Below are 13,582 nucleotides of genomic sequence, written 5' to 3'. Positions count from 1 at the left end.
TTCCTCCGGTTTGGATAGACGAGGGGGCGCGCCGAGAAGCGGCGCATGTCCCGCAAGAGACGGTCTTACTTGGACTGGAATTAGAAGCGTCGATATATAAGGCAAGTTGAGCTTTACCACGTTTACGCAACTTTTGCATGTTGCGCCGCTCGTCGTTTCATGCAGTTGCGATCCGATCATGAAGACGACATTGATCCCGTTGCCCCGTATGGGGGTATCGAATCGCCGGAATGTGGCATTTGTTCGTCGAATTATGACCATTCCGGTCGCGAAAACCGGTATTGGTTCCGATTAAAGAACATGTGATCGCATGCCCGATATTGAGGCAAATGATGAAGAAGCGGCGCGTATTGTTTCTAATTCAGAAACAAACCTATTTCCGATATAGTGCGGAAAATGGCGTTTTGGATTTATAAACAAAGCGATACATCGCGGATGACCGGAATTGAATAATGACAATTCAGAAACAAACTTCCCGCGCAGATTGTCTTTAAGAATGGTTAACGATTTCGCATAAAGTCAGGCCGCCAAAACTCTGACACTTTTCAGACATTTTTCCCTTTGTTGGCGATATCAGGTTCAGTATGAATGACCTTGCCCAACTGGGGGGCGAAGATTTCGTAGGTCACGGGGGCGGCCGCACATTGACTGCATCGATCGGTGTAGGAGAGGTGCCGGGCTGCATTTATTGCGACCGTCTGCACTTGAACGGACTGCCACTGGCAGATCCGGCCTTAAGGGCAATCTCCTCACTCCGGTTACAAGGTGTATGTGTGCGCGCTGCTGCCGACCTGTCGATATCGGCACTTTGCGGGGTGAATGAGTAGGGACGAAGATGTTCGGTTTGAACGTACAGAACGAATTTCGGAATGCGGATGCCGGGCGGCAGGTGTCGCACCTTTTCCGCTGTTCCTTCGCATTTTTTAGGTTTGACACAATAACCAGTTCGGCCGCGTTGCGCGCCGCGTGCAACGACGCTTAGGAGTTTACGACATGATCAGAACAATCAATTTCAATGACCTGACGGCCGGAACGACAGTCACCGATCAATTCGCGGATGAAGGTGTCGCCGTATCGGCGGTTGCGAATGGCAACGGGTCCGATGAAGCGATGATTTTTGACACGTCCAACCCGACGGGCCAGGACGAGGATTTGGCAACGTCCAATCTTGGGAACGTGCTGATCATTTCCGAAGACAGCGATGCGACCGATCCCGATGACAACGCATCGGGCGGTACGTTCAGCTTTGATTTCACGCGTGAAGTCGAGGTCAAATCGCTGACGTTCCTCGATCTGGAGCAACCCGCGCGGCTGGTGTTCTTCAATGATGCCGGTGACGTGATCGCCGAACAGTTCGTGCCCGCGAATGGCGACAACAGCCAACTGGTTGTGGAGCTTGACGTCGAAGGTACGGGACGGCTCGATGTTGTGCTGCAAGGCTCTGGAGCCATTGATGATCTGGTGTACGACGATCCGGCAGCCGACGCTGAACTGGACGGGATTGTAAGCGGCGACGACACGGCGGATGTCATCGATCTCGAATATACGGGCGATCCCGAAGGTGACATGATTGATGCCGCCGATGCCGTGCTCGCCGGTGAAGCGGCAGATGACGATATCGTGGACGCACGCGGCGGCGACGACCTCGTGCAATCGCTCGAAGGCGATGACGATGTTTACGCAGGTGCGGGGGATGACACCGTCGAAGGTGGCGCAGGCGATGATCTGATTTTCGGGGACCGCACGCTCGCGGAGGGTAACGATACCGGCGGCGAAGGTGCGCGCGAAAGCTTCAACTGGAGCGCACTCGGGCTCGCTGACGGAGAAGACATCACATCGACCAGCCAACAGACGGGCGACGCCACGGTCACGCTGAATATCGTGGGCGATACGGACAAGACCGCGACGAGCTTTGCCACAAACACCCAGACGACTGCGGGCATTGAGGGCGGCGACGAAACCGTTGACGCCAACAGCTCTGCCGAAAGCGATACCAGCGCGCAGGGCGAAGAAATCTGCTACGAGCTTTCCTTTGACCAGGGCGTGACGGACGTCGATTTCAATATCAACGATGTGGACGGCTCGGGGATCGTGCAGGTCACTGCATTTGACGCGGACGGCAACGCCATTCCCGTCACGCTGACCGGTGGTGCCAATATCCAGCTGGTTGATACCGATGGCGTGAACGGCCCCGATACGGCCTGCAGCACCGATGGCGGTTTTGCTGACGACGACAACGGCATCTATGCAGTGAACGTTGACATCGTGGGTCCAGTCTCACGCGTCGTGATCAAACATACCCAAGGCGGCGAGGACAGTTCGGATATCAATATCACGGACGTTTTCTTCACAACCGGAACGCCTGAACCGGTCGCCGGTGGCGACGATAGCCTTCTGGGCGGCGCGGGCGATGATACGATCCTTGGCGAAGGCGGTGATGACACGCTTGAAGGCGGAAGCGGTGACGACAGCCTTCTGGGGGGAACCGGCGACGACAGCTTTGTCGGCGGCACAGGTGCGGATGTTATCAGCGGTGGCGCCGATAGCGATACGATCACCGGCGGCACGGGCGGTGATGTTGTCGACGGTGGTACCACCGGTGACGACCGCGATGTGCTTGACCTGTCGGATGCAGGCCCGCTGCGCGTGGTTGACGAGACGGTCGATGAGGACGGCGATTCAACGTCCGGCACGATCGAATTTCTGGGCGACGATGGCGAAGTCATCGATACGCTTACCTTCACCGAGATCGAAGAGCTGATCCTGCCCGAGAACACCGGACCGAATGCGGTCGACGATGAGGCCGAGACGGACGAAGATACCACCGTGATCATTCCCGTTTTGACAAACGACACTGATCCCGAGGGCGACGCACTGAGCGTTACGGCTGCAAGCAGCGACGACGGTGATGTGTCGATCAATGACGATGGCACGCTTAGCTTTACACCGGCGCCGGATTTCAACGGTTCTGCAACGATCGATTACACCATCACCGACGGCAACGGTGGGTCTGATACCGCGACCGTCACAGTGGATGTCGCACCCGTTAACGATGCGCCGGTTGCGGTGGACGACAGCGATGAAACAACTTCCGACACGGCTGTCACGATCCCGGTGCTGGACAACGACAGCGACGTGGACGGCGACGCGCTGAGCGTTACGTCCGCAACCAGCGCGGACGGCGACGTTGTCATCAACGATGACGGCACGATCACCTTTACGCCAAACCCCGATTTCTCGGGCGATGCGACGATCGATTACACCATCAGCGATCGCAATGGCGGCACGGATGATGCAGTCGTGACTGTTGCCGTGGAAGCGGTGAACGCGCCTCCGGTTGCTCGCGATGACAGTGACGAAACCGACGAAGACACCGCCGTCACCATCGACATTCTCGGCAATGACAGCGACCCCGATGGGGACGCATTGACCGTAACCGCGGCGACCTCTCCCGATGGCGATGTTGTCATTAACGACGACGGGACAGTGACCTTCACGCCCGATGCCGATTTCAACGGCGAGGCCACGATTGATTATACCATCACTGACGGCAACGGCGGCGAAGACACCGCGCAGGTTTCTGTCACTGTCAATCCGGTCAATGACGCGCCCGTTGCCGAAGACGATGCGGACACGACGGACGAAGACACAACCGTCACCATCACGGTGCTCGATAACGACAGTGATGTGGACGGCGATCCGCTTAGCGTGATCGCAGCCACCAGCCCCGACGGCGATGTGACGATCAACGACGACGGCACGATCGATTTCACGCCGAACCCCGATTTCAACGGAACGGCCACGATCGATTATACCATCAGTGACGGCAACGGCGGGGAAGACAGCGCGCAGGTTGAAGTGACCGTCGATCCGGTGAATGACGCGCCTGTCGCAGAAGACGACAGTGCCACGCTGAACAAAGGTGACAGCGTGACGGTGTCGGTGCTCGACAACGACAGTGACCCAGACGGCGATCCGCTCAGCGTGACCGCGGCGACAAGCCCCGATGGCGATGTGACGATCAACGACGACGGCACGCTCACCTTCACACCCGATCCCGATTTCTGCGGCGATACGGTCATCAACTACACGCTTTCTGACGGCACCCTGACCGACGATGCAGTCGTGGCGGTCACCGTGCGCGACGGCATTGTTTCGGGAACGGAAGATGGCGATCTGATCGACGTCGACTACGTCGGTGACCCCGAAGGTGATCTTGTCGATGCGGGCGACGCGTTCCTGCCGGGCGAAGAGCCTCAGGACGACATTATCGAAGCGGGCGACGGCGACGACACAGTCCGCGCAGGGCTGGGCAACGACGAGGTCTCGGGCGGCGAAGGCAATGACGACATCAACGGCGAGACAGGCGACGATGTGCTCGACGGTGATGCCGGCGATGACACCATCACGGGTGGCGACGGGTCTGATACGGTTTCGGGCGGCGACGGTGACGATTCAATCGTCACTGGCAACGGCGACGTGCTGCCCGACATCGGTTTCCCGGGTGTCTTCGATCCCGATCCTCTGCCCGACAATGACCGCGACAGTGTCGACGGCGGCGCAGGCAGCGACACGATCCGCACCGGAGACGACCGCGACACGATCACGGGCGGCGATGGCAACGACGTCATCAACGCAGGCATCGACGATGATGAAGTGCAGGGCAACGACGGCGACGACCGGATTGTCGGGGGCGAAGGCAATGATGACATTCTGGGTGGGGCGGGTAACGACACGATCTTTGCCGGCAATGACCCCGATGAAATCCCGGACGGGCTTGATATCGAGGATGACGGCTCGAACCCGCTTGGCCCCGATCCGGTGCCCGGCAATGGCCGTGATACGGTCGACGGCGGCGCAGGCGACGATGTCATTTTCGGTGCGGATGATGATGATCTGCTCATCGGTGGCGCGGGCGATGATTTGCTCGATGGAGAGATCGACGATGACACGCTGCGCGGTGACGCGGGCGACGACACGCTGATCGGAGGGCAGGGCGACGACCTTCTGGTCGGCGGCGACGATAACGACAGCCTGTCAGGTGGTATCGGCGACGACACCGCGAATGGTGGATCGGGTGACGATACGATCGATGGTGGTGATGGCGCAGACAGCCTGTCGGGCGGACGCGGCAACGATACCATCGAAGGTGGCGCCGGAAACGACACGCTGCGCGGCAACCGCGAGGACGACAGCCTGCATGGCGGTGACGGTGACGATCTGCTGGATGGCGGAGCCGACAACGACCAGCTGAGCGGTGATGCCGGTGACGATACGCTTCTCGGTGTGCTGGGGGACGACACGCTGAGCGGTGGCGCGGGCGATGACGAGCTGCGCGGCGGATCGGGTGATGACGTCTTTGACGGTGGCACCGGTGACGATACCATGATCGGTGGTGCCGATCGCGACAACTTCTCGAACGTGAATGCGGGAGACATCGTTGACGGGTCCGAATCCGGCGTGGATGAGGATTGTCTCGATCTGACCGGTTCCGCACCGGAAGGCGGACGTCTCGAAATTCTGCCGGACCCTGCCGATCCCGACAACGAAGAGAACGGGATCGTTCAGTACTACGATGCCGACGGTATGGAAGCGGGCCAGCTGATCTTCTCCAACATCGAAAAGATTATCCCTTGCTTCACGCCGGGGACGCTGATCGCGACGCCGAAAGGCGAACGCCCTGTCGAAGACCTGGAGGTCGGCGACCGTGTCATCACACGCGACAACGGCATGCAGGAAATCCGGTGGGTCGGTCAGCGTGAAATGTCGGGCGAAGAACTGGCCGCCAAGGCGCATCTGCGTCCCGTACTGATCCAGCAGGGCGCGCTTGGCAACGGTTTGCCCGAACGGGACATGATGGTGTCGCCGCAGCACCGTGTGCTTGTCGCCAACGACAAGACGGCGTTGTATTTCGAAGAGCGCGAGGTGCTGGTGGCTGCCAAGCATCTGACGGACATGGACGGTATCGATGTGGTCGACACATCGGGCACCACTTATGTGCACATCATGTTCGATCAGCACGAAGTGATCCTCTCCGACGGGACCTGGACCGAAAGCTTCCAGCCCGGTGACATGTCGCTCGCCGGTGTCGGTGACGCTTCCTTGCAGGAAATTCTGGAATTGTTCCCTGAATTGGCCACACGCAGCGGGATCGATGCCTATGCCTCTGCGCGCCGGTCTTTGAAAAAGCACGAAGCGAAGCTGATCACCCTCTAGGGAGCAGCCCGCTTCGGGCCCACGAGTTATGCAGCGAGCGCGTCGGCGTAGTGACCCGGCGCGCGACAGAAGCGGAGCCCCAATGCGGGCTCCGCTTTTGAATTGTGGCGTAACTGTTTCGCTCCACTGACCAATCCTGCAAAGCGGCGGCATCTGGTTTCCGCGAATGCTGGCGTTAACCGAAAATTAAGGAATTGTTTGGGGGCATTGGTCCATTTGCCTTATTCTGGACATGTTTGGTGAGGGCCAAACGACCGCAGCACTGCCGCTGCGAAAAATCCAGAGGTACTGCCATGCCTGTATTCAACGGAACACCCGGCGCCGATACGATCAACGGCACTGATGAAAACGACACCGTCGTCGCGGGCGACGGGAACGATATCATTCGCACGCGCGATGGCCGCGACCAGGTTTTCGCAGGAGCGGGCGACGACACGATCGTAACCGGTGCCGGAGATGACGACATCTTTGGGGGCGACGGCGACGATCTGATCGAAGGGGGCGATGGCGGTGACATCATCAATGGCGGCGCAGGGGCCGATACGATGTCCGGCGGGGCCGGTCGGGATGTGTTTTACAATGTGAATGTCGGCGATGTCATCGACGGGGGCGAAGGCGAAGGCGACGACTTTGACCGCATCAACCTGGATGATGCCGTGCCAGAGGGCGGCAGCTATGTGATCGAGCGGGACGCGGACAACCGCGAGAACGGCACCGTGCGTATCTTTGACGATACCGGTGCCGAAACCGGCCAGATCGACTTTACGAACATCGAAAAAGTTGTGCCCTGTTTCACACCCGGCACGCTGATTGCCACGCCACGGGGTGAACGTGCGGTCGAGACCCTGCGCCCGGGCGATCAGGTCGTGACCCGCGACAACGGGTTGCAAACCATCCGTTGGGTCGGGCGCAAGGATATGACCGCCGCTGATTTCGCGGGCCGCCGTCATCTTTGCCCTGTGCGTATCCGGGCAGGGGCCTTGGGCAACGACCAGCCGGAACGCGATATGACCGTCTCGCCCAACCACAGGATGCTGGTGTCAAACGACAAGACCCTATTATATTTTGAAGAACGCGAAGTGCTGGTCGCCGCCAAGCATCTCACCGGCCTTCAGGGCGTGGATGTGGTGGAGAATGTCGACACAAGCTATATCCACATCATGTTCGACCAGCATGAGGTGATCCTGTCGGACGGGACGTGGTCGGAAAGTTTTCAGCCGGGTGTTCACTCCCTTGCTGGGATCGGGAACGCGCAGCGTCAGGAACTGCACGAATTATTTCCGGAACTGGCCACCCATGAAGGTGTCGCGAAATACGCCGCCGCGCGCCAGAGCGCGAAACGTCACGAGGCTTTGCTGATCGTCAAGTAGCGTGCGCGGCACGCCAGTCTTTCCATTGCTCCGGCGTATCAAGGTCAAGCCGCGCCCGGTCATCGGGTAACGCCACGCGATATGTTTCGGCAGCGTAGCGATTGGTGACTTCGCGGCCGCCTGCGTCCCCTTCAAGCGCCATCAACTCCGGCCAGATGCGGCGGGCAAATATGACCGGATGGCCCGGTTTGCCGTCCCCGGTCGAAGCGCGCCAGATCAGGTGTTCGGGATTGTCATCATACGCCTGTTTGACGGCAACGAGGTCGGAGGCCGTCAAATCCGGCATATCCGCAAGCAGGACCATCACGGCCCCCGATGTATCGGGCATTTGCGATAATCCCCGCGAAAGGGTCACATTCATCCCCTTACTCGCGTCAGGAACCGCAATGATCTCGACGTCCAAGTCCGCCAGAAGCTGCGCGCGCGGATGGTCAATGTCTGGCACCGCCACAAAGGCCGGGCCAACGCTGCTCTCAAGCGCACGCAGCACCTGCCGACGCAGAAGAGCTATACCATCGATTTGTTCCAGCAACTTGTCGCGCCCGCGCATGCGCCGTGACTGACCGGCGGCTAGAAACAGAAGGGGAATATCGCTCATGCCATATCTTGCCCGCCCGATAACAAAGGGTCAAATACGCATCCTTTTTCTCACCACCGTTGACAGGGCAACTCACGCGCTAGATCGTGCCCAATGCAGTTGAAAGATTTCCTACCCCGCACGCTGGTGCGCAAAATCCGCCCGTTCTTCCGCAAACTTTGGGTTCGGGTCGTCATCATGGGATTGATGTCGGTTGTTGCGCTCGTCTTTACCCAGATTGTCGGGCACTATATCCCGCAGGAATGGGCGCGCTCGGTCGATGGAGAATCTGCAGACCGGTTGTTGTTGATCATCGCGAATGCGATGTTGGCCGTCACGACGTTCTCGATCACCGTCATGGTATCTGTGCGCCGCGCGACAAGCTCACAGTGGACCCCGCGGGTGCACCGTTTGATCGTACAGGACCGTACGACACAGAACGTTCTTGCGGTTTTTATCGGAGCCTATGTTTACGCGCTGACCGCAATCATCATGCGCGAAACGGGTATTTTCAAAGACGACAGTGCCTTTGTCCTGTTCTGCATGACGGTGCTCGTTCTGGCGGTCATTGTCGTCTATCTGGTGCGCTGGGTTTTGCACCTTCAAAGCTTCGGAAGCCTGATCGATACCGCCCGCGAGGTCGAGAATACCGCCCTGATACAGTTTACCGAGCGACTGGAAAACCCTTGTCTGGGCGCCAATGCACTTTGCGAAGACGCGCCCGATGACGCCCACGTCATTCTGGCAAGCGAGAGCGGCTATGTGCAGCATATCCTTCCCGAAGCCCTGAACGAGACCGCCAATGACTACGACGTCGACGTCTATTTTCTGCAAAACATCGGCAGTTTTGTCTTTCTCGGGGAGCCGCTGATTGCGGTGACAGGACCACAGGAAGCTAAAGACAGCGACGATCTCGCCGACGACCTGCGCAAGAACATCATCATCGGGGATGTGCGCACTTTCGATCAGGATCCGCGCTTCGGATTGATTGTCATGGCAGAAATCGGATCAAAGGCGCTGTCACCCGGTATCAATGATCCGGGAACCGCGATCGATGTCATTACGCGGATGGGGCGCATCCTGTCCGCCTATAAGGATGAAACGGCCTCTTCGCCCGATATCAGTCTCGACCGGCTGTATGTAAGCCCGCTCGACCCCGGTGACCTGCTTGAGGATTGTTTTGCCGCGCTGTCACGCGACGGGGCTCTGATGGTCGAGGTCCAGCAACATCTGCAAAAAGTGTTGTCCGGCCTGATGGAACACCCCGATAAGGGGATCAGATCGGCGGCCAAGGACCGCGCCATTATCGAGCTGCGCCGTGCGCGTGAAAAGATGCGGTTCGAACCGGATGCGGAGCGTGTGGCGGGAGCGGCCCACACGGATGTGCGCGAGGCGGTTGACCAATAGGAGGTCCGCACGGTTCACGTGCGACGGATTGTGTCGGAATTGACCCATCATCGGGTGCGCGGCGGGGGCAGATTGAGGGAAATTGTGCCTTTTTCCGGGGAAGAATACCATGCGCACCCACGCTCAGGCTGTCGTCATCGGGGGCGGCGTTATCGGATGCTCCATTCTGTATCACCTGACCAAAGCCGGATGGCGGGACGTGGTGCTTCTGGAACGCGACGAGTTGACCAGCGGATCAACCTGGCACGCAGCGGCCAACATTCACGGATTGCACGATAACAACAACATCACGCGCATCCAGAATTACACGATGGATCTGTACAACGCGCTCGAGGAAGAAACCGGCCAAAGCTGCGGCGTATTCCAGCCCGGTAGCCTTTATCTGGCGCAGACCGAAGCAAGAGAGCACCAATTGCGGCTTCAGGCGGCGAAGGCGGCTTACTACGGGCTGAAATTTCACGAAGTGAGCAGGCAAGAGGCCGAAACGCTGCATCCGCTTGTCGATTTTGACGGTATCCGCTGCATCATGTTCGAGCCTTCGGGCGGCAATGTCGATCCCTCCGGTGTCACAAACGCCTATGCGGCGGGTGCGCGCCAGAACGGTGCCGAGATCATACGGTTCTGTCCGGTCACCGCGACCGAAGCGCAAAAGGACGGGACGTGGATCGTGCGCACACCCAAAGGCGACATTCACACCCAATGGGTCGTGAATGCAGCAGGCTTGTGGGGGCGCGAGGTCGCCGCACTTGCAGGTCTGACGTTGCCTTTGCAACCTACCGAGCATCAGTATTTCGTCACGGAGAGCATTGCCGAGATTGAAGGGTTGGACCGGCGTCTGCCTTCGGTCGCGGACCGCGATGGTGAATATTACCTGCGCCAGGAGGGCAAGGGTCTGCTGGTCGGTGCGTATGAGAAAGATCTGCGTTTTTGGGCCGAGGACGGCACGCCGCAGGGGTTTGGCCATGAGCTTTTTGCCGACGATCTGGAGCGTATCGAGGAAAACATGCTCCGCGCCATTGATCGGGTGCCCGCAGTCGGTATGGCCGGGGTCAAGAGGGTCATCAACGGCCCGATGATCTGGACCCCGGACGCGAACGTGCTGTTCGGGCCCGTGCCCGAGATGTCCAACTATTTCTGCTGCAACGGGATCATCCCCGGGTTCAGCCAATCGGGTGGTATGGGGTTGTTGGCCGCGGACTGGATCGTGTCGGGCGAGACGCGATATGACATGTTTGCATGGGACATGGCGCGGTTCGGCAGTTGGGCGGATGCGGCATTTACCAAGGCGCGGGTGGGGGACCAATACGCCAATCGATTCAAGATCCATTATCCGGGCGAAGAACGGTCCGCGGGGCGGCCCGCGCGCACAAGACCGGTCTATGCCGCCCAGCGCGCCCGGGGTGCGGTTTTCGGGTTGAACTACGGATGGGAGCATCCGCTCTACTATGCGGATCGCGTGGGCGAGCAGGACAAGACCGAGGGGTTCACGCGTCAGGACTGGTGGCCCGTCGTTGGCGCCGAAGCGCGCATGTTGCGCCGCGCGGCAGGCATCATCGATATCTCGAATTTCGCGAAATATCGCTGCAAAGGCCCGGGCGCCGAAGCGTGGTTGAACGGCTTGTTTGCCAACACGATGCCGCGCGAGGTTGGGCGGTCTTGCCTGACGCCGCTTATTGGCAAGCGCGGCGGCATCGCGGGAGATTTTACAGTCACGCGAACGGCCGAAGATACATTCTGGATCATCGGCTCCGGGATGGCCGAACGGTACCATCAGAGATTTTTCCGGTCCCTCCCACTCCCGCAGGATACAGTTTTCGAAAGCATGACGGGAGCCTATTGCGGGTTCAATGTCGCGGGTCCAAAGGCCCGTGATCTGCTAAAGCCATTGACCGATACCTCGCTCGCGACCGCGGATTTCGGCTTTACGCGCGCACGCTGGATCACGGTTGCGGGGATCGAATGTCTGGCGCTGCGGGTATCGTTTACCGGTGATCTGGGATGGGAGCTGCATTGCGCGCAATCGGATCAACTGGCGCTGTGGGATGCGCTGTTGGCTGCGGGAGAGGGTATCGGGGCTGGGCCGGTCGGCAGTCGCGCCTTGATGTCGCTGCGCGTTGAGAAAGGATACGGATCATGGGGGCGCGAATACAGTCCCGAATACTGGCCACAGGAAGTGGGGCTCGAGCGATTGTGCAAGACGGACAAACCGTTTCTGAACCGCGATGCCGCGGTTGAAACCATGGCCCGCCCTTCGCGGGAGCGGCTCGTAGTTCTCGCGCTCGACAAAGCGCAGACAGATGCGTCGCAAGCGGATGCCACCGGGGGGGAGCCGATTTTCCGGGATGGTGTGGGGGTCGGCAGGACGACTTCGGGCGCCTATGGATATTGGGTCGATATGAGCCTTGCATTGGGATTTGTGCGCGACGTGGAGGCGGGCGAGGTTGTCGAAGTGATGGTGCTTGGCCGTGCGCATAAGGCCACCGTGCTGGCGGTGCCGCCATTTGACCCGGAAGGCACCCGTTTGCGGATGTGATGGCCCCCCGGGGCGCTGCCCCGGACCCCGGAGTTTTTCGGCAAGATGAAAGAGGCGTCAGAGTTTGCGGACTTTGAGTTCCGTAATCCTGTTGCCTTCGCGCTGGGTGACTTCGAAGCGGAAGCCGTGGAAAGAGAAGACCTGACCGGTGGTCGGGATCATTTGCGCTTCATGGATAACCAATCCGGCGACGGTATTGGCTTCTTCATCTGGCAGATGCCAATCGGTTGCGCGGTTCAGGTCGCGAATTGTCATGGCGCCTTCGACGATCAACTGCCCGTCGTCGGTCCGACCGACAACCTGTTCCGCATCGGGATCGAATTCGTCGGTGATTTCGCCGACAATCTCTTCGAGGATGTCTTCCAGCGTGATCAAACCCTGGAGCGATCCGTACTCATCCACCACCAGTGCAAAGTGGGTATGGCGCCGCAGGAACTGGCGCATCTGCTCGTCGAGGGTAGAGGTTTCGGGTACGAAGTACGGCTCCATCGCTACATCGCGCACATCGAAATCCTTGAGCGCGCTTGCGTCACCCTCCGGCCCCCCGATGAGCTTGTACATTGCACGCAGCAGATCCTTGGCGTGGATGACACCGATGATGTTTTCCGGATCGTCCCGGAATACCGGTAGGCGCGTGTGATTGGATTGCAGACATTGGTCGAGTATGGCCGCCGGATCATCGCTGACGTTGATCATTTCGATGCCCGAACGGTGCAACATGACTTCTTCCACGACGCGCTCGCGCAGGTCCAGCGCGCCAAGGATACGGTCACGGTCTTCTTTTTCGACGACACCTTCCGAGTGACCGAGTTGCAAGGCGCCGGCGATTTCCTCGCGAACAGCAAGAATGTTGCTGTCGGGATCGATCTGTACGCCGAAGAGAGACAGCACCCTGCGCACGAAAAACCGCACCGCGGTGACGACCGGTGCGAAGATCAGCACCACCATGCCGATGGGCCGCGACACCAGTGCCGCTGCACGTTCGGAATTTGTGATGGCGTAGGTCTTGGGAAGGACTTCGGCGAATACCAGAACCAGTAGGGTCATCACGAGTGTCGCAAGGGCGACCCCACTTTCTCCGAAGAGCCGTGTGAACAAAGCGGTTGCGAGCGAGGCGGCAAGGATGTTTACCAGATTATTGCCCAGCAGCACCGAGCCGATCAGCCGTTCGTTGTCTTCGGTAATTGCCAGGGCACGCTGTGCGCCGCGCGATCCCTTGTCGGCCTGCGCACGCAGTTTGCCGCGCGATGCGGCCGTCAATGCCGTTTCGGAGCCCGAGAAAAAACCCGAAAGCACAAGCAAAAACAGAATGATGCTTGCACTGATCCAGAATGCGCTGTCGATAACGACCGTGCCCGTGTCCATTGAACGATAAACCTTTCATCTCGCGTGCAAGTGTTATGGGGTGTCGCGGGAAGGCATTCAAGAGGACCCGACGCCAGCGCGCACCGGCGCAGACGGAATGCCGCCTCAGGGTGG

6 protein-coding genes are annotated in these 13,582 nt (G+C 59.3%); 4 read left to right on the top strand and 2 right to left on the bottom strand.

Translation table 11 applies throughout. The features are described 5' to 3' along the window. Positions 1–993: 993 nt before the first annotated feature. A complete protein-coding gene (locus tag K3756_RS09235; RefSeq protein ID WP_311201694.1) occupies positions 994–6,216 on the top strand; it encodes a cadherin-like domain-containing protein in 5,223 nt (1,740 codons plus the stop codon). A gap of 293 nt (positions 6,217–6,509) precedes the next feature. Next, positions 6,510–7,586, top strand: a complete 1,077-nt coding sequence (locus tag K3756_RS09230; protein ID WP_259986865.1) for a Hint domain-containing protein — start codon at positions 6,510–6,512, stop codon at positions 7,584–7,586. Here K3756_RS09230 and K3756_RS09225 read toward each other — a convergent pair. Next, a complete protein-coding gene (locus tag K3756_RS09225) occupies positions 7,579–8,184 on the bottom strand; it encodes an NTP transferase domain-containing protein (RefSeq protein WP_259986864.1) in 606 nt (201 codons plus the stop codon). The genes K3756_RS09230 and K3756_RS09225 overlap by 8 nt on opposite strands. 93 nt (positions 8,185–8,277) lie before the next feature. Here K3756_RS09225 and K3756_RS09220 point away from each other — a divergent pair, with 93 nt between their 5' ends. Further along, positions 8,278–9,570 (top strand): DUF2254 domain-containing protein, encoded by a 1,293-nt coding sequence (locus tag K3756_RS09220; protein WP_259986863.1) that lies wholly within the window; start codon positions 8,278–8,280, stop codon positions 9,568–9,570. 109 nt (positions 9,571–9,679) lie between these two features. After that, the gene (locus K3756_RS09215) at positions 9,680–12,103 is read left to right on the top strand and encodes an FAD-dependent oxidoreductase (protein WP_259986862.1); all 2,424 of its coding nucleotides are present in this window, start codon (positions 9,680–9,682) and stop codon (positions 12,101–12,103) included. A 57-nt stretch (positions 12,104–12,160) separates the two neighbouring features. On the opposite strand, the gene K3756_RS09210 is transcribed toward K3756_RS09215, so the two are convergent. Further along, the gene (locus K3756_RS09210) at positions 12,161–13,468 is read right to left on the bottom strand and encodes an HlyC/CorC family transporter (RefSeq protein WP_259986860.1); all 1,308 of its coding nucleotides are present in this window, start codon (positions 13,466–13,468) and stop codon (positions 12,161–12,163) included. Between the last annotated feature and the right edge of the window lie 114 nt (positions 13,469–13,582).

The organism is Sulfitobacter sp. S190 (assembly GCF_025141935.1).
GTDB lineage: Bacteria > Pseudomonadota > Alphaproteobacteria > Rhodobacterales > Rhodobacteraceae > Sulfitobacter.
This window is presented reverse-complemented; position numbering and strand designations above follow the sequence as displayed.

Coding starts and splice junctions, on each gene's coding strand:
- K3756_RS09235 (WP_311201694.1), top strand. CDS start 994: ATGATCAGAACAATCAATTTCAATGACCTGACGGCCGGAACGACAGTC.
- K3756_RS09230 (WP_259986865.1), top strand. CDS start 6,510: ATGCCTGTATTCAACGGAACACCCGGCGCCGATACGATCAACGGCACT.
- K3756_RS09225 (WP_259986864.1), bottom strand. CDS start 8,184: ATGAGCGATATTCCCCTTCTGTTTCTAGCCGCCGGTCAGTCACGGCGC.
- K3756_RS09220 (WP_259986863.1), top strand. CDS start 8,278: ATGCAGTTGAAAGATTTCCTACCCCGCACGCTGGTGCGCAAAATCCGC.
- K3756_RS09215 (WP_259986862.1), top strand. CDS start 9,680: ATGCGCACCCACGCTCAGGCTGTCGTCATCGGGGGCGGCGTTATCGGA.
- K3756_RS09210 (WP_259986860.1), bottom strand. CDS start 13,468: ATGGACACGGGCACGGTCGTTATCGACAGCGCATTCTGGATCAGTGCA.